Consider the following 23,675-nt stretch of genomic DNA (forward strand, 5'->3'; position numbering starts at 1 on the left):
CTGCGGAGGAGGCGGAGCGCCCTACGACCACTCGATACGGTACACTTCGGTGTCGATGTCGCGCGCCGCGTCGGTGTGGTGGTCGAACTGCGCGTCGATCCGGAACTCGGCCGCGAAGGCGTGGGTCACCTCGCCGCCCTCGTCGGCGGCGAACGCCTCGACGAACTCCTGACTGCCGGCGTTGTGGACCGAGTAGGAGACGTCCGCGAGGTCGCTTGCGACCGCGAGGAACTCGCGGTCCGCGTTGCGGTTCCCGTCCTGCGCGCCGAACGGGGGATTCATCACGACGGTCGCGGGCTCCGCGACGGCGAGCGGCGGGCGGGTGGCGTCGCCGCGGACCCAGTGGACCGGCGCGCTGGCGGCGACGCGGCGCTCGTTGGCCCGGGCGGTCGCGAGCGCGCCGCCGTCGAGCTCGAGGCCGACGACGCGGGCGGGGCCGCGCAGCGCCGCGGCGAGCGCGAGCATCCCGGTGCCGGCGCCGAGATCGAGCACGGTCCGACCGTCGACGTCGCCGTGGAGGTCCGCGAGGTGGACGACGTGGGCGGCCAGCTCGGGGGGCGTCGGGTACTGTTCGAGGGCCGCGTCGGGACGCTCGAAGCCGGCGACGACGCCGAGCTTAGTCGCGAGCGACCGCTTCGTCGCCATCGTCAGGCTGCGCCGTCGCCCCCGACGCGAACGAACTCGACGCCCTCGCGGTCGGCGCGCTCGGCGAGCGCCGCGAGCGCCGTGCGGGTCTCCTCGCACGGCTCGTCGTCGACGCTGACCTCGATCCGGCCGGCGCCGAGGAACGACGCGGCGCGGACGAGGCCGCGGAGCCGGTCGGCCTCGCGCTGGCGTTCGAGCGTGCTCTCGGCGTCGAACTCCGCCTCGGTCGCGACCGCGGCGGGCTGGTAGCCGCGGGCCGCGAGCCCCCGCTTGAGGTCGCGGAGGTGTTCGGGCGCGGTGCTGTCGAGGTCCGCCGCGTCGATGACGACGGGGTCGACGTCGGCGGGGCGACAACCGCGCAGCGTGCGTTCGATGCCGGGAGACGAAGTGGTACTCATACGAACCCATTGGCAGAGGTTATACAAAAGTCTTTATAGATGTTCTATAGTAATATACCGAACCTGCGCTCGCCCACGGCACGCTCCGGGATCTGACCCTCCCCGGCGTCGACGTTCCGGGATCGGATCCTCTCCGTCGCTGACATGGCGTTCTCGGGTCTGGTCGACCGCCCCAAGTGCCGTATTCCGACCTCAAATTACGGTCACGTTTCGTGCGTCGTGTTGGACCGCGGCGGACCGCGTCGAGGCCCTCGACGACTCGAATCTGTATCTCCTATTCAGGCGTTGCAGACGCTTTCGGCGTGGAAAAACGGAAATAAGGTCGAACAGAGGACCCTCAGGATCGATGATGGACGTGGACAAGGCTTAAATACGCAAACGACCACAAACCTTTTAATGGAACGCCCGAGTCGCCAGCGGCAACAGGAGCGGGACACGGAGCAGGAAACGGACGAATCGACGGTCTCCTGTCCGGAGTGTGACTCGGAGAACATCGTCACCGACGCCGACCAAGAGCTCGTCTGCGAGGACTGCGGGCTCGTGCTGGACGAGCGGAACATCGACCGCGGCCCGGAGTGGCGCGCGTTCAACCACAACGAGCGGCAGTCGAAGTCGCGCGTCGGCGCCCCGATCACGGAGACGATGCACGACAAGGGGCTCACGACGACGATCGACTGGAAGGACAAGGACGCCTACGGGCGGTCGCTCTCCTCGGAGAAACGGTCGCAGATGCACCGCCTCCGAAAGTGGCAGGAGCGGATTCGGACCAAAGACGCGGGCGAGCGCAACCTCCAGTTCGCGCTCTCGGAGATCGACCGGATGGCGAGCGCGCTCGGCGTCCCGCGGTCGGTGCGTGAGGTCGCCTCCGTCATCTACCGACGCGCGCTCAACGAGGACCTGATCCGCGGCCGGTCCATCGAGGGCGTCTCCACGGCCGCGCTGTACGCCGCCTGCCGACAGGAGGGGATCCCCCGCAGCCTCGACGAGGTCGCGGACGTCTCGCGGGTCCCGCAGAAGGAGATCGGTCGGACCTACCGGTACATCTCACAGGAGTTGGGGTTAGAGCTGAAGCCGGTCGACCCCAAGCAGTTCGTCCCGCGGTTCGCGTCCTCGCTCCAGCTCTCCGAGGAGGTCCAGTCGAAGGCGACCGAGATAATCGACGTCTCCGCCGAGCAGGGACTGCTCTCCGGGAAGTCGCCGACGGGCTTCGCGGCGGCCGCCATCTACGCGGCCTCGCTGCTCTGCAACGAGAAGAAGACCCAACGCGAGGTCGCCGACGTCGCGCAGGTCACCGAGGTCACCATCCGCAACCGGTATCAGGAACAGATCGAAGCGATGGGGTTCCGATAGGGCGGTTCCCGTCCGAGACGGCAGTAGGTGCTCCGTACCCGGGACCGAGAAAGTTGATCGGGTTTTTAATCGATACCCGCTGTACTACGGAGTGAGATGTATTCAGAGATCCTCGTTCCGACCGACGGCAGTCCGGCGTCGGACGCCGCGATCGAACACGCGATCGACCTCGCGGACCAGTACGGCGCGCGCCTCCACGCGCTGTACGTCGTCGACGGCACGGCGTACTCCAGCCTCGAGGCGGGCGCGGAGATCGTCGTCGAGGCGCTCGAATCGGAGGGCGAGGAGGCGACGAGGCGCGTGGCCGACGCCGCCGCGGACGCCGGCGTCGACTGCGTCACCAGCGTGACGTCGGGAACGGCCTATCAGTCGATCCACGACTACGTCGACGAACACGGCATCGACGTGGTCGTGATGGGGACGCACGGGCGAAAGGGGATCGACCGCTACCTGCTCGGGAGCGTCACGGAGCGGGTCGTCCGCACGTCCGACGTGCCGGTGTTGACCGTGCGACAGCCGACGGATGAGTAGCCCCGACGCACCCGGCGAACGCGGGTGAGACCGATGCGCGACTGGCTCTCACACCGCGTGGTCTCGTCGCCCGACGATACCGCCCTCGTCCGCGCGGAGGACGGCGAGGCGTGGAGCTACACCGACCTCGACCGGCTCGTCGCCGAGACGGCCGGCCGGCTCGTCGCGCACGGACTGGACGAGGGCGACCGGATCGGCGTGCTCACGCCCCCGTACGTCGGCACCGTCGGGCTCGTCCACGCGACGATGCGGATCGGGGCGACGTTCGTCCCGCTCGGGCAGGAGCTGACGCCCCGCGAGATCGCCGCGCGGATCGACCGGACCGACCTCGACGCCGTCGTCTGCGCGGAGCCGACCGAGCCGACGGCGACCGACGCGGCGGAGATCGAGGGCGTCCCGGTCTACTCCGTCGACGACCCGACGAGCGCCGAGGTCACGGGGATCCACGACGTCGACCCGGCGTCGCTCGATCCGCCCGGGTGGTCGTTCCGGGACCCGCTCTGCGTGCTGTTCACGTCCGGGACCACCGGCGATCCCAAGCCAGTGCCGCTGACCGTGGGCAACGTGTACAGCTCGGCGGTCGCCTCCGCGTTCCGCCTCGGCGTCGAGGCCGATGACCGGTGGCTGGTGTCGCTGTCGCTCCATCACATGGGCGGGCTCGCACCGGTGTACCGGTCGGTGCTGTACGGGACGACCCTCGTGTTGCGCGAGGGGTTCGACGCCGGTGGCACCGCGGACGACATCGACGCGTACGACGTGACCGGAGTCTCGCTCGTTCCGACGATGCTCAAGCGGATGCTCGACCGACGGGGGACGCTGTCTGACTCGCTCCGCGTGGTCCTGCTCGGCGGCGCGCCCGCCCCGGCGGAGCTGTTGGAGCGGTGTCGCGACTACTCGGTCCCCGTCTACCCGACGTACGGGATGACGGAGGCCGCCTCGCAGATCACGACCGCGACGCCGCGACAGACCAGAGGCCGGATCGGGACGGTGGGCCGACCCCTCTTCGGCACCGACGTGACGGTCGTCGACGACGGCGACCCGGTCGAGCCCGGTGAGACCGGTGAAATCGTCGTCAGCGGACCGACGATCACGCCGGGGTATCTCTCGGAGGACGATGGGGACGCCCCGGGTACGGTCGACGGGGGCGACGCGTCTCGAACCGATGCGGACGACGGTGGCGATACGTCTACGGCCGACGCGATCGACCTGAACGGGATCGACCCCGCGGAGCTCGACCGGTCCGAGTTCGGCCCGTACGGACTCCACACGGGCGACGTCGGCCGGTTCGACGAGGAGGGATATCTCCACGTGCTCAACCGCGTCGACGACCGGATCATCAGCGGGGGCGAGAACGTCGAGCCAGGAGAGGTCGCGGACGTCCTCCGGGAGTACGACGGGGTCGACGACGTGGCGGTGGTCGGGCTCGACGACGAGGTGTGGGGCGAGCGCGTCGCGGCGCTCGTCGCCCTCGGCGACCGGTTCCCGTCGAGGGCGACGGCCTCCGTCGAGGGCGACGCCTCGGAACGGGGCGACTTGGAAGGGGACGCCTCGGGACAGGACGCTTCGGACGAGAGTCCTGCTGACGACGAGACCGGGGAGCAGAGCGCGGGAACCGCGACGCCGGCGGTCGAAGCCGGCGGCATCGGACCCGCGCCGATCGACGAGGCGGCGTTCGTCGACTTCGCTCGGGAGCGACTCGCGCGGTTCAAGATCCCGAAAACGGTCGCGTACGTCGACGAGCTGCCGCGGACCGTCTCGGGGACCGTCGACCGAGAGGCGGCGCGCACCGTCCTCCGCGAGCGTGGCTCGGATCCCCGCGAAGACGCCGACGCGGACCTCGAGACGGCGGGGTTCAGGCCGGCCGACCCCGCCGAGCCGCCCGACGAGGCGACCCCGGACGACCGAGAGGCCGACGCCGGGGGAGACGAGGCGGAGGGAAGCGAGGACGAGCGCGCGGTCGAGGCGAGCGGAGACGCGGGCGAGACGGGCGATGTCGACATCGCCGATGCCGAGGAGAGCGCTTCCGAGTCGGCCGACGACACAGTCGCGAGGGCGAAGAGCGACGAGTCCGACGGCGTCGAGGAGACGGACCCCGTCGACGTTGACGCCGTCGAGGAAGCGGAGCGCGACGGCGAGGACGGCGAGGAGACGCAACGCGACGGCGAGGACGGCGAGACGGCCGTCGACGACGGATAAACTGACCTGTCGTTCTTCGTTGTTCCACGAACGTTTTGTCCGCGGGGCCGTCACGTGTCGTATGGAGCTGCTCGACGACAGCGTCGTGCCGGAACGCGCGCGAGACGTCAAACAGGAGGCCCGTGAGTTCGCCGACGAGTACATCGCCCCGAACGCAGAGGCGTACTACGAGTCGGGCGAGTACCCGTGGGAGGTGCTCGAAGCGGGGATGGACGCCGGGCTCGTCGCCCAGGACATCGGCGAGGAGTACGGCGGCAAGGGGTTCGACCTCGCGCAGGTGCTGGCTATCGCGGAGGAGTTCTACCGCGCCGACGCGGGCATCGCGCTCACCCTCCAGCTCGCCAGCTTCGGCGCGGAGATGGTCGAGCAGTACGGCACCGAGGAACAGAAGGAGGAGTACCTCCGTCCGGTCGCCGAGAACGACCAGATATCCGGGCTCGCCGTCTCCGAGCCGCAGACCGGCTCGGACCTCGCGGGAATGACGACCGAGGCCGAGAAGGTGGAGGGCGGCTACGAGCTCACCGGCGAGAAGTACTGGGTCGGCAACGCGGTCGAGGCCGACTGGCTCACCGTCTACGCCAAGACCGGAGAGAGCGACGACCGCTACTCCAACTACACGCTGTTCGTCGTCGAGACCGACTCGGACGGCTACGAGGCCGAGCACATCCCCGAGAAGATGGGGATGCGCGCCTCCAAGCAGGGACACATCGTCTTCGAGGACTGCTTCGTCCCCGAGGAGAACGTCGTCGGCAGCGAGGGCGGCGGGTTCTACGTGCTCGCGGACTTCTTCAACCACGGCCGCGTCATCGTGGGGGGCCACGGGCTCGGGCTCGCGGCCGCCGCCATCGAGGAGGCGGAGGCGTTCATCGACGAGCGCGAGGCGTTCGGCCGCACCATCGACGAGTTCCAGGCCGTCCAGCACACGATCTCCGACATGCGGATCGGGTTCGAGTCGGCCCGCGCGCTCAACTGGCGCGCCTGCGAGAAGGTCGCGAACAACGAGGACGCCGGCTACTGGGCCGCGCTGGCGAAGACGAAGTCGACGGAGGTCGCGACCGACTGCGCCGAGCAGGGCATGAAGCTCCACGGCGGCCGCTCGATCCTCACCGACCGCCGCATCGCGCGCGTCTACCGCGACGTGCGCATCCCGGTGATCTACGAGGGCGCCAACGACATCCAGCGCAACCTGATCTACCGGCAGTCGCGCTGAGGGCGACTCCGGGGCGGCTCACAGCGTCGCCGCCAACCGCCGCAGCGCCTCACTGCCGCCGGTCGCCAGCGGCTCGCCGTGGCCGACGCAGGCGACCTCGAACCCCGGGGCGCGCTCGGCCAGGTCGCGCACGCTCGCCGCGACCGCGTCGGTGTCGTAGCTGATCACCCAGCCGGAGGGCTTCAGGTCGCCGTCCGACTCGGAGACGAGGTCCCCGAGCAGCCCGACCCCGAGTTCTTCGCTGACGTACGCGACGTGGCCCGGCGTGTGCCCGGGCGTGTGGTAGGCGGTGAACGAGCCGACCTCTTCGCCGTCGCGGACGCCGACCACGTCGAGGTCGGGGTGATCCGTGAGGAGTCCGCCGAGCCGCTGGATCAGTCCCTTGTGGTTCCGGAGCGGCGGCGATCGCGTCCCGCGGAGCAGCTCCGCGTCGAAGCCGTACGCGTGAACCGACGCGTCGAGGTCGGGCGCCAACGCCGCCAGCGTCCCGACGTGGTCGAGGTCGTAGTGCGTGAGCAGGACGCGACCGATCGCCGAGACCGCGACGCCGGCCTCGTCGAGGCCGCGTCGGATCGTCTCCTCGTCCCACGGCGTGCCGGCGTCGACGAGGGTCGGCACGTCGTCGAGGACGAGGTACGCGTTGACCCCGCGGCAGTCGAACCGCCAGACGCCGTCCGCGATTTCCGTCGCCATGTCGGTGCGTACGGTCCGGAGCGGAATGAACGCTGTCGTGGCGGAACGCAGGGAGCGCGACCTCCCGGGACCGAGTCGACGCCGTCGACGGTGCGCCCGACGAAAACGCCAAGACGCCGGGGCGACACCACGGGGTATGCGACTGGAGGACTACTGGGGGATCGGCCCCAAGACGAGCGAGCGGCTCACCGAGGCGCTCGGGACCGAACGGGCCGTCGAGGCGATCGAGTCGGCCGACGTCCGCGCGCTCGTCGACGCCGGGCTCCACCGCGGCCGCGCGACGCGCATCCTCCGCCGGGCGAACGGCGAGGCCGGGATGGACGTCCTCGCGACGGGCGACGCGCGCTCGGTGTACGACGACCTCCTCGCGCTCGCGGCCGACGCGGCGCTGACCGCGCACGCCGCCGACCGGATCCGGGTGCTGACCCCGCTGCTCGACCGCGAGGCCGTCGAGGAGCGACTGGACCGGGTCGTCGCCGCCCGCGACGCGTGGGCCGACCTCGACGACGCGGACCGCGAGGCCGTCGCGGACGCGTTCGCCGCGTACGACGACGCCGACGGCTCCGACCTCGCAGCGGTCGAGACCGCCGTCGAGCTCCGCGATGCGGGGCTGACCGACGGCCCGTTCGCCGACGTGGGCGCGCTCGACGGCGATCGCCTGCGCGACGCGGCCGACGCGCTCGCCGACGTGCGGGGGTCAATCGACCCCGCCGGCGGCCTCGACGGCGACGACATCGAGATCGCGTCGGGCGCCGACGAGGAGCTCGACCGGCTGCGCGAGCGGCTGTCGGCCGCGCGCGACCTCGCGGACTCCGCGTTCGACGTGCTCGAATCGGTCCGCGACGGAAGCCTCCGCGACTTCGAGGCGCTGGAGGCGGCGACGATAGAACACGTCGCCCGCGAGACGGGCGTCGAGCCCGCGACGGTCCGGTCGGCGTCGCCCGACGAGGCGCTCGACGCGGCCGACTTCGTCTCCGGGACCCTGCGGGAGCTCGTCGTCGAGCTCGAGGCGGCCGTCGACGAGCGCGAGGCCGCCGTGGCGGCCGACGTCCGCGAGCGGCTGGGCGACGAGCCCGCGGCGGACGCGGGCGACGAGGACGATGCTGAGGGGGAAGCGGACGACGGCGACACCACCGTCGCCCGCGCCGCGACGGCGGTGTCGGACGCCGCGTTCCTCCTGTCGCTCGGACGGTTCGCGGCCGAGAACGGCCACGTCCGACCGACGCTCGTCGACGACGGCGTCGCCGTGCGCGGGGCGCGGAACCCCTTCCTCGACGGCGACGTCCAGCCCGTCTCGTACGGGGTCGGCTCGCACTCCCTGGCGGACGATCCGGGCGTCGCGAGCGCGGACGCGCCGCCGACCGGCGACCGCGTGAGCGTCCTCACCGGGGCGAACTCCGGCGGGAAGACGACCCTGTTAGAGACCCTGTGCGCGGTGGCGCTGCTCGCGTCGATGGGCCTCCCCGTGCCCGCCGACGCGGCCGAGGTCGGGACGTTCGACCGGATCGTCTTCCACCGCCGGCACGCCTCGTTCAACGCCGGCGTGCTGGAGTCGACGCTGAAGTCCGTCGTCCCGCCGCTGGTCGCGGACGGCCGCACGCTGATGCTCGTCGACGAGTTCGAGGCGATCACGGAGCCGGGCCGCGCGGCCGACCTGCTGAACGGGCTTGTCACCCTCACCGTCGACCGCGGCGCGCTCGGCGTCTACGTCACCCACCTCGCGGAGGACCTGAGCCCGCTGCCCGACGCCGCCCGGATCGACGGCATCTTCGCGGAGGGGTTAACGAACGACTTGGAGCTCCGGGTCGACTACCAGCCGCGGTTCGGCACCATCGGCAAGTCCACGCCGGAGTTCATCGTCTCGCGGCTGGTCGCGAACGCGGGCGACCGCGGCGTCCGCGCCGGCTTCGAACACCTCGCGGGCGCCGTCGGCGAGGAGGCGGTCCAGCGAACGCTCTCCGACGCCGAGTGGGCGGCAAACGATGACTGAGGAGGAGCGCGGCGGCGACGCCGGCCCAGACAGAATCCGGTCGATCGCGGTTCACCGCGAGGACATGGCGAACGCGCTCGAAGCCAGCCTCCGGAGCGAACGCCAAGTCGTGCTCCGCGCGACGCCGCCCTTCTCGGGTCGGATGCGCGCCCGCCTCCACGCGCTCGACGCGGGTAGCGGGGATGACGCCGAGGATACGGGGAGCGCCGGCGACTCCGACGCGCCCGCGCCGCTTCACATCGACCCACGGGCGCTCGTGAAGGACGCGCCGCCGTACCCCGAGGTCGACGACACGGCCGCGGAACTCCCCGACGCCGACCTGGAGACGCGGCGCGAGCGACACGCGGAGAACGTCGAGGCGTGGCGTGAGGCCGTGCGAGAGCGCGTCGCCGAGACGGTCGAGATCGAGGTCGACGGCGAGACGCGCACCGTCGACGTGACTGTGCTGGGATAAAAGCAGTTCGCGGGCCGCCGACCTGGCGTAGCGGCGACGCGCTACAGCCGCAACCGCTCGACGGCGGTGCCCGCCGTCTCGAAGTCGTCGTCGGTCGCGGCCGCGACCACGACGGTGTCGGCGTCGGTGTCGGCGTCGAGGTCGACCTCGAAGGCGCCGTCGTCGTCGGGCGTCACGAGCCGCGAGGTCGTTCGAGTGTGGACCGCGACGGTCTCGGCGTCCGTCTCACCCGCGACGACGACCGAGTCCTGGACGAACTCGGCGGTGGCGGTCAGGTCGGGGCCGGCCGGCCGGTCGGACTCGACGTAGCGGTCGCGGACGGCGGTCGGCGTCTCGACGGGTTCGCCCGCGTCGACGCCGTGCGCCAGCCGGACGAAGCCGGCCATCGACCACGCGAGCGGAGTCGCCCCCCCGGTTCCCTCGCCGAACTCCCAGCCGTACTTCGTCGGGTGTTCGCGGTCCCACACCTGCTCGGGTAACATTAGTCCGGAGTTACCGAACCCGGCCATCGTCTCCAAAAGCGTCTCGGGTTCGAGCTTCTCGTCGTCGGTCCCGCCGAAGGCGTCCGGGCCGTCGGCGCGGGCGCGCAGCTCGTACTCGCCGCGCTCGCCGGTGAAGATCGGCCAGAGGCGCCCGCGGCCGTCGCCGGTGCCGGCCCACGGCGCGCCGGGGTCGCCGACGGCTATCTCGCCGTACGCGTCGCCGACGTACCGGTACCACGCCGCGCCGTGGGGCGTGTCGACGCGGATGGAGTCGTCGACGACCGAGACGGAGTTGCGGACGACCGGGTCGTCGGCGGGCTTGATCCCGAGGCGGACCAGTTCGAGGAACCCGCCGTCGACGATCTCCCGCTCGTCGTAGGTGGGGCCGTCGTTGGCGATGGTGCGGGGACGGCCGGAGTCGGGGTTCCCGTCGGCCGTGACTCGGAGGTAGTACGGCGTCCGATCGTGGCGGTCGGTGCCGGTCGCTGTCGCGCACCACTCCTCGACGCGCGCCGTCCAGTCGTCGGCGAGCGCCAGCCACGCGAGCGCGTCGGCCCGGAGCGACTCCGGCGACGCCGCGGCCTCGCTTCCGGACTCGGCGCCGTCACGTCGGTCGGCCTCCGCGAGCGCGAGCGCCGCGCCGCAGACCAGGCCGGCGATCTCGGCCGCGATGCTCGACGGCGAGTAGCCGGACTCCTCCTCCCAGCGCTCCTGGGCGGTCTCGGGACCGTTGTCGGCGATGTAGTCGAGCGAGCGGGCGACCTGGTCGTAGGTGTAGCCGGCGTCGTCGAGCGTCACGCCGCGCTCGTACAGCTGCCAGGCCATCACCGAGGGGAACCCGATGTTGTCCATCTGCTCGCCGCCCCACCGGGTGCGGCCGTCGATGTAGGTGTTCTGCGGGAGGAACCCGTCGTCGTCCTGCTGGGTGTTGTAGAGGTACGCCAAGGCGTCGGCGCCGCGTTCGAGCTCGTCCATCTCGATCAGCGCCGTGAACACCTGGTAGAGGTCCCGCGACCAGACGAAGTTGTAGCCGTAGCCGCGGTCCTCCGCGGCGTACTCCGTCTCGCCCCACGGCACGGAGGGGCTGGCGATCCCCGCACCGTCGTGGGCCTTGTCCTCGACGGCCGCCAGCGTCATCAGCGCGAACCGGTACTGCGCCGCGAGGTCGGGGTCGTCAGCGACCGAGTCGGGGAGGTCGCGGTCCGCGAGCCACGAGCGCCACGTCTCGGCGTACGCGTCCGCGGCCTCGTCGAAGCCGCGGCCGAGCGCCCCCTCGGCCTCGCCGAGGGCGCCGGCGGTGTCCGAGTCCTCGGCGAACCCGAGCGCGACCGTGTCCGCGACGGTCTCGCCGGTGCCGACGAGGCCGGCGAGTACGACGTTGCCGACCGCCTCGGCAGATTCTTCGACGCGCTCGCCGTCGCCGAACAGCGCGTCCGCCGCGTCGCCGCCGGCCGCGAGCGCGCTCGCCCAGTCGAACCCCTCGCCGCTCGCAAGCGCGAGCGCGGGGGCGAACGGCTCGCCCTCGTCGTCGACCAGCTTGCCCGGGTCGCGGTCGGGGTCGTCCTTCTGCGCGAGCAGGTGGACCCCCGCGTCGCCGTCGACGCGCTCGGCGCGGTCGTTCGTGCCGACGTTGGCGATCGTCGCGTCCGCGAGCGCGTACACGTCGTACTCGCGGCTCCCCTCGAACCGGACGTCCGCGAGGATCGCCGTCCCGTCGGTGTCGACAGCGTATTCGACGCGGAGCGTCCAGCTGTGGCCGTGGCCGTCGCCGGTCTCGCGGATCCGCTGGACGTACGCGAGCGCGTCGTCGGCCGCCGGCTCCGTCGTCCGCTCGATCGTCTCCGTCGCCGTGACGTGGCCCGTCTCGTCGAACGTCCGGATCGCGTACTCCGAGTCGGGGTCGGCGACGAGGAAGTCGAACGTCCGGACGTTCATCACGTCGATACGGGGGAACCGCGCCTCGGTGAGCGCCCCCTCGGTGAGCGTGAACCACACCGGTACCGGCTCGTCGGCCTCGTAGTCGGCCGGCGTCCCGACGCCGAACTTCCGGCCGGTCGTCCAGTGGGGCGCCGCCTCGGGGCCGGTCTCGCGGTCGTGCGGGACCGGGAGCTCGCCGTGTTTCGCGAGCGTCACCGTCGCGTCGATCCGGAGCGCGTGCGACCACGCGATGGGGGTCGCGCTGTCCAGGTCGCCGTCGTCGAACGCCTGCTCCGCGAACAGCCCCGCCTCGTTGACGAAGGGCCCGTCCGGCTCGCAGAGCGCGTACAGGTCGCGGGCGTCGGCGAACAGCGGCCCGGCGGCCCCGCCACGCTCCTCGACGACGCCCGCGAGCGTCGCCGCCGCGGTCGCGCCCCACAGCGTCGCGATGGACCACACCTTCGGGGCGCCCTGCTCGGCCGTGCGCCAGTCGTCGCCCGTGAACCTGACGAGCCCCTCTACCGAGGCGGTTTCGCGCCGGAGCGCGTCGATGGACTGCCGGACGTGGGTGTTGACGCGGTCGAGGAATCGGTCGAACTCGCTCGTCGCGACGGTGTCGATCGGTTCGGCCGTCCCGGAGCCGTCGGTGGCGGCCGCGTCGTCGTCTGCCGCGGAGCCGTCAGCGGTCGCGTCGTCTCCCGCTTCGGCCTCGTCGTCGAGCAGGGCGGCGTACTCGGCGGCCGCGGTCGCGAGCGCGAAGGTGCTGGCGTCGGCGCGGGCGTCCTGCCCCTCGTCGCTTGCGCGCTGGAGGAACCGCTCCGTGTCGGGGTTCCAGCGGGCGTCGAGCCCCGACAGCGCCGCGTCGGCGGCGTCGGCGGCGTCGGCCCGAAGCCCCTCGTCGACCGGCGCTCGCGCCACCGAGGCGAACGCCCGGAGGTACTCGGCGCCGGTGTGGGTGAACCGGCCCAAGGCGTTCTCCCAGCAGTTCTGACAGCGGCGCGGAAGCCCGTCGTCCTCGGTCGTTTCGAAGAGGAAGGCGACGGCGTCCGCGATCGTCTCGTCGATCCGGTCGCGCCACTCGGCCGGGAGGTCGGCCTCGCGGCGCAGCGTCGCGAGGAAGGCGACGACCGTCGCGGGCTGGTCGAGCTGGTCGTTCGGGCCGGGCGTCGCGTTCGCGCCCTCGATCCGGGCGTTCGCCCAGCCGGGCGCGACCTTCCCGGAGTCGGCCCACACGCGGTGGGGCCACGAGCCGTCGGCGTCCTGAGTCCGACAGAAGAAGCTCGCGGCCGCGAGCAGCTCCTCGTCGGCGTCGAGGCCGAGCTCCTCGCTCGCGCCGAGCAGCGCGGTCGACACCGTCGCCTCGTCGCGGAACCAGGTGTAGCCGTAGCCGCCGGAGGTGGAGTAGAAGGGGTCGAACTCCGGGGCGGCGATCCGGCCGCCGGACTCCGCGGTGAGCAGGTCGAGCGCGCGGAGGTCGCTCGCGATCACCGATCGGCGGGGGGCGTCCTCGGGCACGTTCGGGCCGCGGCCGTCCGCGGCCTCGCGGAGGTCGTCGGCGTCGGGGTAGGCGGTCGCGATGTTCGACACCGCCTCGATGCGGCGCTGGCGGTCGATCCCGTCGGTGAGCGCGTCCTTCGCGTCGTCGCCGGTGTCCCGCGCCGCCCGGCGGTCGACGACGGCGCGGCCGGCGAGCGTGACCCGCTCCGTGCGCCCGTCGCGCTCGAAGGGCGCGCGGACGACGACGTCCGGGGTGAGCCGCGAGTCCTCGCGCCGGTCGATCTCGCCGCGGTGCGGGAAGCCGTCGTGGGCCTCGCCGAGCAGTTCCGGGATCGTCCGCAGGCGCTGGCCGTGGGCGTTCGAGAGGCCGGTCGAGGCGGTGAGGAAGTCGTGTTCGGTGCGGTGGTACACCTCGACGACGCCGCCGTCCGCGGGGCCGGCCCCGTCGTGGACCATGTTGCCGACGCGCCCCTCGACCATGTCCGGCGAGAACGCGTAGGCGGCGACGAGCTCGGCGTCGGCCGGCGGCGAGCCGCGGAGCTCGACGTGGGTGAGGTGCGTGTCGCTCACGACGAGGTCGAACTGGTGGATGGTGTAGCGGCCGGCGTCGTACTCCGTCTCGACGAGCGGCGTGTCGCCGTCGTAGTGCTGGCGGGTCGTCTCGAGGTCGTCGAACCAGCGGACGCCGCGCCCGGCTGTTATCCCCATCCGGAGGCGGTCGGCGCCGCCGACCTCGGAGAGGGAGTACGAACAGTCGTGGACGGTCCCGTCCGGTCCCACGTGGACCAGTCGGCCGTCGTCGCCGGTGAACGCGCCGGCGGTCATCGAGTGCTCCGCCGGGTAGCGCTCCCCGCGCCGACGTTCGTGCTCCGTAAGGGCGGTACGCAGTCGCATACCCGCCCTGCGCCGGCCGGAGTAAAAGCCTTGACGACCGCGGCGGAGACCGCGCGACGCCGAGCGCCGCCGCCCGAGGCGACACCGAAACAAGAGCAACACCGAAGGCCCCGGGTGCCGATGGGCGTCACATGCACCACCCCGGACCCCCCAGATTCCTCGCGACGGGCGAGCGGACGGAGCTCGCTCCGAGAGACCCCGACCCCGACGCCGCGTACGCGTGGCGCGTCGCGGACGCGCCGCCCGACAGCGAGGCGACCGTCGGCGACGACCCCGTGACAGCGTTCACGCCCGACGTCCCCGGACGCTACCTGATCGGCCTCGACGCGCCGGACGGCGACCACCTGCTCACGGTCCGCGCGTTCCCCGCGAGCTACGAGGGCGTCGACGTCGCGGGCGGGAGCGGCACCGCGATACGCGACCGCGACGCGGGCGACGTCGACGCCACGGTCGACTACGCCGCGCAGGGGCAACACGAGGGGGTCGGCCGACCGCGCGTGCGGGTGGACGCGAGCGTCGTGTTCGACGACGCCGACGAGAGGAGCGAACGCGCCGGCGAAGCAGTGTTCGCTGCGGCCCCCTCGCCGAACCCGGAGTCGTCGCTCGACGCCGACGACCTGGCCGTGACGTTCGTCGTCGACGACCGGGACGTCGCCGACGCCGTCGCGGCCGGCCGGACGAACCCCCGGGACGCGCTCCGCGTGAGCGAAGACGGCCGCGAGCTGCGCGTCCCGCTCGACGCGGTGCCCGACCGGCTCCGGGTCCACGCCGTCGCCGTCGCGCGCGATCCGGGCGAGGATCCGCGCGTGAGCGTCGCCGACGCGGCGGCCGTCGAACGCGCCGGCGGCCGGTCCGCGATCGAGGAGGCCGCGGGGCAGGAGGCCGTTCGGGTCCCGGACACCCCGGAATTCGAGACGGTGCGGCTCAACGAGCCCCCGGCGTGGACCCGCGACGCCTCCGTCTACGAGGTGTTCGTCCGCACCTTCGCGGACGCCGACGAGGGCGAGGCGTTCGACGCCATCGCCGAGCGGATTCCCCGGATCGCGGCGCTCGGCGTCGACACGCTGTGGCTCACGCCGGTCCTCGGCCACGACGGGAAGCCGCACGGCTACAACATCGTCGACTTCTTCGACACCGCCGACGACCTCGGCGACCGCGAGGATTTCGAGGCGCTCGTCGAGACCGCCCACGACCACGGGATGCGCGTGCTGTTCGACTTCGTCGCCAACCACACCGCGCGCGACCACGAGTGGTTCCAAGACGCGTATCGGAACCCGGACTCGCCGTTCCGCGACCGCTACGAGTGGCAGGAGTCGGGCGAGCCCGGCACCTACTTCGACTGGGAGCTGATCGCGAACCTCGACCACTCGAACCTCGACGTGCGGCGGTTCCTGCTCGACGTGATAGACGAGTGGGCGCCGCTCGTCGACGGGTTCCGCTGCGACATGGCGTGGGCCGTGCCCGACTCGTTCTGGCGCGAACTGCGCGACCGCGTGAAGGACATCGACCGGGAGTTCCTCCTGATGGACGAGACGATCCCGTACATCCCCGGCTTCCACGAGGGGATGTTCGACGTCCACTTCGACGCGACGCTGTACTTCCAGCTCCGGCAGGTGGGCCGGGGGGCGGAGCCGGCCGCGAGCGTGCTCGACGCGGTCGATCAACGCGCCGAGATCGGGTTCCCCGACCACGCGGAGTTCCTCCAGTACATCGAGAATCACGACGAGACGCGCTACCGCGTCGAGTGCGGCGACGCCGCCGCGGCCGCCGCGGGCGCGGCGATCATGACGCTGCCGGGCGTCCCGATGGTGTACGCCGGTCAGGAGATCGGTCAGCGCGGCCGCCGCGACGCGATCGCGTGGGACCACGCGCGCGAGGAGGTCCGCGACCGCTACGAGCGCCTGCTCGAAACGCGAAGGGAACATCCCGCGCTCGGCCCGGACGCCGAACTCTCCCGCGTCGGCTACCACGTCGCCAGCGGCGACCTGACCGAGCAACCGATCGTCGCCAGCGGCGACGTCCACCCGGACGACGTGGTCGCGTTCCGCCGGCACGACGGCGAGGAGGACCTCGTCGTCGTCCTCAACTTCGCGCCCGCCGACGCGAGCGTCGCGGTCGACCTCGACCACGGCGAGCGCGACTTGGTCACGGGCGAGGAGTGCCTCGTCGAGGACGGCGAGGGCACGGAGCGGATCCGGGTCGACGAGGTCGCGGTGGTGCCGATCAGGGAGGAGTGAGCGGTCGGTCGCCCTCTCCGGCGGTCCGCTGACAGGGGGCGACCGCGGCCGCGACGTCCCCGGACGCAACGCTTGAGTCGGTGGGGATCGCAGGGTGGCGTATGCGATTCGACCGCTCCGACGCCGTCTTCTGTCACATCACCTCGCTGCCGGGGGCGTACGGGATCGGCGACCTCGGCGATGGCGCCCGGGCGTTCCTCTCGTTCCTCGGCGACGCCGGCGTCGACCACTGGCAGATCTGTCCGATCGGCCCGACCATCTCCGCCGCCGGGGAGTCGCCGTACCAGTCGCCGTCGGCGTTCGCCGGCAACCCGCTGTTCGTCGACCCCGAAGGGCTCGTCGAGGACGGCTGGCTCGATCGGGGCGACCTGGAGCCGGTCCCCGAGTTCCCGACCGACCGCGTCGACTACGACGCGGTCCGGGAGTACAAGCTCCCGCTGTTGCGGACCGCGTTCGACCGGTTCGAGGAGCGGGCGAGCGACGAGGACCGGGCGGCGCTCGACGCGTTCCGCGAGGGGGAGCCGTGGCTCGCCGACTACGCGCTGTTCCGGGCGCTCTCCGACGCGCGGCCGGAGGACGTCTGGACCGAGTGGCCGGCGCCGCTGCGGACGCGCGACCCCGAGGCGCTGGCCGACGCGCGCGAGGAGCACGCCCGGGAAATCCGGTTCCGCGAGTTCGTCCAGTGGACGTTCGACCGCCAGTGGCGCGACCTGCGCGCGGTCGCGGCCGAGGAGGGGGTGTCGATCGTCGGCGACGTGCCCATCTACGTCGCGCTCGACTCCGCCGACGTGTGGGCGAGCCCGGAGGCGTTCCGGCTCGACGAGGGGAACCGCCCGACGGCGGTCGCGGGCGTCCCGCCGAACGCGGGCGACACCGGCCAGCGCTGGGGGAACCCGCTGTACGACTGGGAGCGGCTCGCCGAGACCGGGTACGACTGGTGGCTCGACCGGTTCCGCCGGCTGTTCGAGCTCGCCGACGTGGCGCGGCTCGACCACTTCCTCGGGTTCGTGAAGTACTGGGCGATCCCGGCCGACAGCGACGACCCCGCGGACGGCGAGTGGCGCGACGGCCCGGGCCGCGACCTCTTCGAGACGGTCGAGCGCGAACTGGGCGAGGCCCCGTTCATCGCCGAGGACCTCGGGTTCGAGGAGCCGGCGATGGACGAGCTGATGGCCGAGTTCGGCTTCCCCGGCATGCGCGTCCCGCAGTACGCGGACTGGTGCGCCGAGGGGAACGAGTACCAGCCGATGCACTACGGCGAGGGCGTCGTCGGCTACACCTCGACGCACGACACGGACACCTGGGTCGGCTACTTCGAGGACCTCCCGGCCGAACAGCGCGACTGCTTCCGGTACAACGTCGGCTCCGACCCCGACGAGCCGAGCGAGTGGGCGATCATCGACGCCGTGTGGGCCTCGGACGCGATCCTCGCGGTGACGACGCTCCAGGACCTCCTCGGACTCGGCAGCGAGTCGCGGTTCAACGAGCCCGGCACCCTCGACGGCAACTGGGAGTGGCGCGTCACCCGCGACGCGCTCGACGACGAAATCGCGGACCGGCTGTGGGAGCTGGGCGGCAAACACGTCCGATAACCCGTGACGGGAGTCCTTCCCGACGCGCCGGTCGTCCACGTCTTCGTCATCGCTGCGGCGACCGCGCTGATCTGGATCGGGAGCGGCTGGTTAGAGGAGGCCGCCGAGAGCCTCGCGGGCTACTACGGACTGCCGGCCGTAGTCCAGGGGTCGGTCGTCGTCGCGGTCGGGTCGAGCTTCCCGGAGCTGGTGAGCGTGCTCGTCACCGCCCTCACCGGCGTCTTCGACATGGGCGTCGGAGCGCTCGTCGGGTCGGCCATCTTCAACGTGCTCGTGATCCCCGCCGCCGCCGGGCTCGGGACCGAGGACGATCTGGAAGCCAACAGGGCGATCGTGTACAAGGAGGCGCAGTTCTACATGCTCGCCGTCTCGGCGCTGGTCGTGACCTTCGCGCTCGCGGTCATCTACTTCCCGGTATCGACGGACCCGATCGTCGGGGAGCTGCCGCGCTCGCTCGCGGTCGTCCCGCTCGCGCTGTACGGCCTCTACCTGTTCATCCAGTATCAGGACGTCGACGACGCCGAGATGGATCGCGTTCGCGACGGGGTCGACGTCGGGCGGGAGTGGGCGAAGCTGCTGGCCGGGCTCGCGGTCATCGTCGTCACGGTCGAGCGACTCGTGGCGTCGGTCGAGTCGCTCGGCGCCACGTTCGGGGTCCCCGAGTTCCTCGCCGGCGTCACGGTCGTCGCGGCCGCGACGAGCCTGCCGGACGCGCTCGTGAGCGTCCGGACGGCGCGCGAGGACCGCGGCGCGACGAGCCTCGGCAACGTCCTCGGGTCGAACACCTTCGACCTGCTCGTCGCGATCCCGCTCGGCGTGCTGATCGTCGGCGCGGTCGAGGTGAACTTCTCGACGGCGGTGCCGATGTTCGGCGTCCTGACGGCCGCGACCGTCCTCCTGTTCGTGACGCTTCGGACTGGCCTCACGCTCGGCGAGCGCGAGTCGTACGCGCTGCTCGCGGCCTACGGGCTGTTCGTCGCGTGGGTCGTCGCCGAGAGCGTCGGAGCGACGAGCGTGCTCAGGGGCGTGTGAGGCCCGTCGCGGTCGTCGGTCGGCCGCGGGCACCGGCCGCCGGACGGCCGCGACACCGTCTGTCGGCTGGACGACGGGGGATCAGTAGGAGTTCCGGCCGATGATGAGGTACAGCAACAGACCGAGAATCGGCGCGAAGAACACCACGAGCGCCCAGAGGACCGGCGGATGGTCGCTGCGTTGCTGCGCGTCCGAGTAGGTCCACACGATCATCGCGAGGTGGACGACGAGGAAGACGAGGCTGATCAGCAGGGCGATCCCGACGGCCGCGCCTTGGAGGAGCAACGGGGACATGCCGCCCGAAAGCAGAACTCCCCCCGACAAGTGTTTTCGGGTCCTCGCCGGGCACTCAGCGAAACAGATTTTCCCGCCGGATGCGAACGTGTCGCATGGTGAACGCGGTGCGCGCGGTCGGTGCCGCGATCGAGAGCGTCGGCGTCAGCGTCCTGCTCGCGTGGTGGGGGGTCGCCGACGGCGAGGTACGGCCCGCTCCGTTCGCGGTCGGCTTCGCGGTCGGCTACTGCTACCGGCACGCGCGGGCGGTCGCGGGCTGTCGGCGGTTCCGCGGCGCCCCCGGCCGGAGCGTCGGCGTCGCGCTGGCGTGGGCGGGGCTGGGAGTCGCCGTCGACCGGTCCGTCGACGGTCCCGCGGCGAGACGCGCGTTCGCCGCGGGGCTCGGACTGGGGTCGGCCGGCTACTGGCTCGCGCGGCGCGGTGAGTAGCGAACCCGAGCGGGCACTGCCCCGGGCGACCCGGGGAATCCACGCCGGAGACCGAACCGTTTTGATCCCGCGCTACCCGGAGTCGGTATGAACCTCCCAGTCGACGCGGACCGGCTCCGCGCGGACATCGAGGCGAACGCGGCGTTCGGTCGGGTCGAGACGGACGATCCGGAGGCCCGCGCGCGAACGAATCGGACGGGGACAGAGGCCAATCGACGGGCGAGGGACCGACTGGTCGAACGACTCCGCGACGCCGGCCTCGACGTGACGGTCGACGCGGTCGGGAACGTCCTCGGGACGTGGACCCCCGAGAGCGCCAACCCCGACGCGGCGCCGGTCGTCTCCGGAAGCCACCTCGACAGCGTCCCGGAGGGGGGCATCTTCGACGGCCCGCTCGGGGTGTACGCGGCGCTGGAGGCGGTCCGCGCGATGCGCGACGCCGGGCCCGAGCCGGAGCGCCCGGTCGGCGTCGTCAGCTTCACCGAGGAGGAGGGCGGCACGTTCGGCGACGGACTGCTGGGCTCGTCGGTCGCGACCGGCGAGGTGGCGCTCGACGAGGCGCTCGCGCTGTCGAACGACGAGGGCGAGACGCTCGGCGAGGCGCTCGACCGGATCGGCTACCGCGGCGGGAGCGCGGTCGACGCCACCGCGCCGACCGACGCCGACGGCGACCCGACGACGCTGGATCCCGCGTCGTGGGCGGCGTTCTACGAGCTCCACGTCGAACAGGACACGAAACTGGAGTCGGCGGGCGCGGCGGCCGGCGTCGTGACGACGATCACGGGGATCACCCACTGCGAGGCGGCGATCGAGGGCGAGGCGAACCACGCGGGCGCGACCGCGATGGACGAGCGGACGGACGCGCTCGCGGCCGCGAGCGAGTTCGTCCTAGACGTCGAGGCCGCCGCGAACGAGGTCGTCGAGTCCTCGTCGGCCTCTGCCGTCGGCACCGTCGGGTCGCTGTCGGTCGCACCGAACGCGACGAACGTCGTGCCCGGGCGCGTCGAGGCCGGCGTGGACGTTCGCGACGTCGAGGCCGCGTCGATGGAGGCGATCGTCGACGCCGCGCGCGGCTCGCTGGAGCGGCTGGAGCGCGAGCGTGGGGTGGAGACGGAGTTCGAGCGGCCGTTCGACGTGGCGCCGACGCCGATGAGCGACCGGCTGCGCGAGGCCGCGCACGACGCCGCCGACGCCGCCGGGCGCGAGGCGATCGACCTCCACTCCGGCGCCGCCCACGACGCGATGCGGGTCGCGCGCGTCACGGACGCGTCGCTGCTGTTCGCCCCCTCGCGCGACGGGATCTCGCACAACCCCCGAGAGTGGACGGATTGGGGCGACTGCGCCGCCGCGACGGAGGTCCTGGCCGGAGCGCTCGCGCGCGTCGCGGACGACGAGTGACGGTCTACCGGACGCGCGTGGCGGCCACCGGTGAGGAAGGCGCCCGCGTTGGCGACGGCACAACCGTTTTGCCGGTCGGCCGCGAGCGACGAGCGTGAGCCGCCCACTCGGACTCGCGTCGCTCGCGGTCGGACTGCTGGCGGGGGTCGCCGGAACGGTCGCCGGCACGACCGACGCGCTCGCGAACTGGCCGTCGATCGGCGGGTACCCCGCGCCGACCGTCGTCGGCCGGACGCTGCTCGTCGTCGCCGTCGCGGGGCTGACCTACGGGTCCTATCTCCTCGCGGTCCGGGTGTTGACGCGGTCGGCCAACAAGCGCCGCGCGCACAACGTCCGGAACCTGCTCCGGCTGGCGTTCGGCGTCGTCGGAACCGTGGCGACGCTCGCCGTGGCGACGGAGAACTGGCTCGGCCTCCTCTTCTCGCTCGGCGTCATCGGGTTCGCGATCACCTTCGCGCTCCAGCAGCCGCTCTTATCGCTGATCGCGTGGGTGTACATCGCGGTCAAACAGCCGTTCGGCGTCGGCGACCGGATCAAGATCGACGACGCGAAAGGCGACGTGATCGGGGTCGACTTCCTCGTGACGACGCTGTGGGAGATCAACGGCGAACTGGTGACGACGAACCAACCCTCCGGGCGGGTGGTCACCGTTCCGAACAGCGTCGTCCTCTCGTCGAACGTCGTCAACTTCGGCGGCGGCGGGTCGCCGTACGTCTGGAACGAGGTCTCCGTCCAAGTCGCCTACGAGACCGACCTGGAGTTCGCGCGCTCGGTGATGATCGAGGAGGCGACCGACCTGGTCGGCCGGGAGATGGCCGAGGGGATCGCCGCCTACCGCGAGGCGCTCGCGGAGACGCCGGTCGAACTGGAGGTCCGCGACGGGCCCAGCGTCAACGTCCGACAGGAGGAGTCGTGGGTGGAACTCCGCGTCCGGTACCTCACCCACCCCCGCCGCGGCCAGCGCGTGAAGAACCGGCTGTACGAGCGGATCCTCGAACGGTTCAACGACAACCCGGACCGCGTCGCGTTCCCGGTGAGCCGGAGCCGATAGCTCGGAGGAAGCCCGCCGCTCTCCGAGCGGTCCCACCGTCGGGGCGATCCGAGAGTGAAGTATTTATACGGCCGCCCGTCTCGTGTGCCGGAGGTCGCGTTGTCGTGGGCAGTCCATATTCTCGTCGAATCGGGCGTTTTGACGCCTTTCGAGGCGTTTTTGGCTATTGTCGGGGGTCAAATAAATGGGTAGAGTTATATCCTTTGGCGACTAACAATACGTTAACAGACTGGCGATTGCGGACCTCGCTGTATTTTCGTCGGGGGATCGTCGGAGCCACGCCCATGACAGAGACAGACACCTACAGCGACGGCGGAACGGAACGAGAGCGACTCGCGGACCCGGACGACGCGTCCGCGAACGGCGAGCGGACGCGAACGAGGACGGACGGGACCGACGAGAAGTCGGCGGGCGTCGAGGAGCGCACAGAGGGCGAGCGCGAGCGGACCACGACCTGCCCCGAGTGCGGCGGCCGACTCGCGACCGACACGGAACACGGCGAGACGGTCTGTAGCGACTGCGGGCTGGTCGTCGAGGAGGACTCGGTCGACCGCGGCCCGGAGTGGCGGGCGTTCAATTCGAACGAGCGGGACAGCAAATCTCGGGTGGGCGCCCCGACGACGAACATGATGCACGACAAGGGGCTCTCGACGAACATCGGCTGGCAGGACAAAGACGCCTACGGCAAGTCCCTCTCGGGGCGACAGCGGCGCCGGATGCAGCGGCTGCGGACGTGGAACGAGCGGTTCCGCACCCGAGACTCCAAGGAGCGAAACCTCAAGCAGGCGCTCGGCGAGATCGACCGCATGGCCAGCGCGCTCGGCCTCCCCGACAACGTCCGCGAGACCGCCTCCGTCATCTACCGCCGCGCGCTGAGCGAGAACCTCCTGCCCGGGCGCTCCATCGAGGGCGTCGCGACCGCGGCGCTGTACGCCGCCGCCCGGCAGGTGGGGAACCCCCGGAGCCTCGACGAGTTCACGGCGGTCTCACGGGTGGAGAAGATGGAACTCACCCGGACGTACCGCTACGTCGTCCGCGAGCTCGGACTGCGCGTCCAGCCGGCGGACCCGACGAGCTACGTCCCGCGGTTCGTCTCGCGGCTCGACCTCTCGGAGGAGACCGAGCGGCGCGCCCGCGAGCTGCTCGATGACGCCGCGAGCGCGGGGATCACCAGCGGGAAGTCGCCCGTCGGACTCGCCGCCGCTGCCGTCTACGCCGCGGCGCTGCTGTCGAACGAGAAGGTGACCCAGAGCCAGGTGTCCGACGTCGCCGACGTCTCGGAGGTCACCATCCGGAACCGATACAAGGAGCTGCTCGAGGCGAGCGGCACCGTGAGCGCCTGAGGCGCCACCACGTACCGATTCGACCCGGACACTGGACGACCGC

18 protein-coding genes are annotated in these 23,675 nt (G+C 71.8%); 13 read left to right on the top strand and 5 right to left on the bottom strand.

Annotated elements, in window-relative coordinates; genetic code table 11:
* Positions 1–21: 21 nt before the first annotated feature.
* Together AC4NMM_RS04040 and AC4NMM_RS04045 are read right to left on the bottom strand one after the other, a co-directional pair.
* Positions 22–645 carry an METTL5 family protein gene (locus AC4NMM_RS04040; RefSeq protein WP_096392861.1) on the bottom strand — a complete coding sequence of 208 codons (624 nt, stop codon included), beginning with the start codon at positions 643–645 and terminating at the stop codon, positions 22–24.
* A gap of 2 nt (positions 646–647) precedes the next feature.
* On the bottom strand, positions 648–1,043 hold the full coding sequence (locus AC4NMM_RS04045) for a DUF7961 family protein (protein ID WP_096392860.1): 396 nt from the start codon (positions 1,041–1,043) through the stop codon (positions 648–650).
* Between the two features lie 396 nt (positions 1,044–1,439).
* Here AC4NMM_RS04045 and AC4NMM_RS04050 point away from each other — a divergent pair, with 396 nt between their 5' ends.
* The 4 genes from AC4NMM_RS04050 (at position 1,440) to AC4NMM_RS04065 (ending at position 6,330) form a co-directional block, all read left to right on the top strand.
* Positions 1,440–2,393: a transcription initiation factor IIB gene (locus AC4NMM_RS04050; protein ID WP_004598548.1), complete on the top strand. Its 954-nt coding sequence runs from the start codon at positions 1,440–1,442 to the stop codon at positions 2,391–2,393.
* A gap of 96 nt (positions 2,394–2,489) precedes the next feature.
* The gene (locus tag AC4NMM_RS04055; RefSeq protein WP_096392859.1) at positions 2,490–2,924 is read left to right on the top strand and encodes a universal stress protein; all 435 of its coding nucleotides are present in this window, start codon (positions 2,490–2,492) and stop codon (positions 2,922–2,924) included.
* A 33-nt stretch (positions 2,925–2,957) separates the two neighbouring features.
* On the top strand, positions 2,958–5,120 hold the full coding sequence (locus AC4NMM_RS04060; protein WP_491923598.1) for an AMP-binding protein: 2,163 nt from the start codon (positions 2,958–2,960) through the stop codon (positions 5,118–5,120).
* 61 nt (positions 5,121–5,181) lie between these two features.
* Positions 5,182–6,330, top strand: coding sequence for an acyl-CoA dehydrogenase family protein (locus tag AC4NMM_RS04065; RefSeq protein WP_491923599.1), 1,149 nt, complete (start codon positions 5,182–5,184; stop codon positions 6,328–6,330).
* A gap of 18 nt (positions 6,331–6,348) precedes the next feature.
* Here AC4NMM_RS04065 and AC4NMM_RS04070 read toward each other — a convergent pair whose 3' ends face one another.
* Complete coding sequence (locus AC4NMM_RS04070) at positions 6,349–7,023, bottom strand: MBL fold metallo-hydrolase (protein WP_491923600.1); 675 nt, start codon at positions 7,021–7,023, stop codon at positions 6,349–6,351.
* A gap of 136 nt (positions 7,024–7,159) precedes the next feature.
* On the opposite strand from AC4NMM_RS04070, the gene AC4NMM_RS04075 reads away from it, so the two are divergent.
* Both AC4NMM_RS04075 and AC4NMM_RS04080 read left to right on the top strand, forming a co-directional pair.
* Positions 7,160–9,013, top strand: coding sequence for a MutS-related protein (locus AC4NMM_RS04075; RefSeq protein WP_096392855.1), 1,854 nt, complete (start codon positions 7,160–7,162; stop codon positions 9,011–9,013).
* A complete protein-coding gene (locus AC4NMM_RS04080; RefSeq protein ID WP_491923601.1) occupies positions 9,006–9,467 on the top strand; it encodes a DUF8009 family protein in 462 nt (153 codons plus the stop codon). Before AC4NMM_RS04075 ends, AC4NMM_RS04080 begins: the two co-directional genes overlap by 8 nt.
* Positions 9,468–9,508: 41 nt before the next feature.
* On the opposite strand, the gene AC4NMM_RS04085 is transcribed toward AC4NMM_RS04080, so the two are convergent.
* Positions 9,509–14,257 (bottom strand): DUF7997 domain-containing protein, encoded by a 4,749-nt coding sequence (locus tag AC4NMM_RS04085; RefSeq protein WP_491923602.1) that lies wholly within the window; start codon positions 14,255–14,257, stop codon positions 9,509–9,511.
* A 131-nt stretch (positions 14,258–14,388) separates the two neighbouring features.
* On the opposite strand from AC4NMM_RS04085, the gene malA reads away from it, so the two are divergent.
* The 3 genes from malA to AC4NMM_RS04100 all read left to right on the top strand — a co-directional run bounded on the left by malA (position 14,389) and on the right by AC4NMM_RS04100 (position 19,118).
* On the top strand, positions 14,389–16,494 hold the full coding sequence (gene malA, locus AC4NMM_RS04090; protein WP_491923603.1) for an alpha-amylase MalA: 2,106 nt from the start codon (positions 14,389–14,391) through the stop codon (positions 16,492–16,494).
* Between the two features lie 101 nt (positions 16,495–16,595).
* Positions 16,596–18,086 (top strand): 4-alpha-glucanotransferase, encoded by a 1,491-nt coding sequence (gene malQ / locus AC4NMM_RS04095; RefSeq protein WP_096392852.1) that lies wholly within the window; start codon positions 16,596–16,598, stop codon positions 18,084–18,086.
* A 3-nt stretch (positions 18,087–18,089) separates the two neighbouring features.
* Entirely contained in the window at positions 18,090–19,118 is a 1,029-nt protein-coding gene (locus tag AC4NMM_RS04100; protein ID WP_096392851.1) for a sodium:calcium antiporter, read from the top strand.
* Positions 19,119–19,199: 81 nt separating this feature from the next.
* On the opposite strand, the gene AC4NMM_RS04105 is transcribed toward AC4NMM_RS04100, so the two are convergent.
* On the bottom strand, positions 19,200–19,412 hold the full coding sequence (locus AC4NMM_RS04105) for a PLDc N-terminal domain-containing protein (protein WP_096392850.1): 213 nt from the start codon (positions 19,410–19,412) through the stop codon (positions 19,200–19,202).
* Between the two features lie 95 nt (positions 19,413–19,507).
* Here AC4NMM_RS04105 and AC4NMM_RS04110 point away from each other — a divergent pair, with 95 nt between their 5' ends.
* The 4 genes from AC4NMM_RS04110 (at position 19,508) to AC4NMM_RS04125 (ending at position 23,632) form a co-directional block, all read left to right on the top strand.
* On the top strand, positions 19,508–19,840 hold the full coding sequence (locus AC4NMM_RS04110; RefSeq protein ID WP_096392849.1) for a hypothetical protein: 333 nt from the start codon (positions 19,508–19,510) through the stop codon (positions 19,838–19,840).
* A gap of 87 nt (positions 19,841–19,927) precedes the next feature.
* Entirely contained in the window at positions 19,928–21,238 is a 1,311-nt protein-coding gene (locus tag AC4NMM_RS04115; protein ID WP_491923604.1) for a Zn-dependent hydrolase, read from the top strand.
* Between the two features lie 94 nt (positions 21,239–21,332).
* Positions 21,333–22,289, top strand: a complete 957-nt coding sequence (locus AC4NMM_RS04120; RefSeq protein ID WP_096392847.1) for a mechanosensitive ion channel family protein — start codon at positions 21,333–21,335, stop codon at positions 22,287–22,289.
* Positions 22,290–22,573: 284 nt separating this feature from the next.
* Positions 22,574–23,632, top strand: a complete 1,059-nt coding sequence (locus AC4NMM_RS04125; RefSeq protein ID WP_096392846.1) for a transcription initiation factor IIB — start codon at positions 22,574–22,576, stop codon at positions 23,630–23,632.
* Positions 23,633–23,675 lie beyond the last annotated feature (43 nt).

Source organism: Halorubrum sp. SD41 (assembly GCF_058630335.1).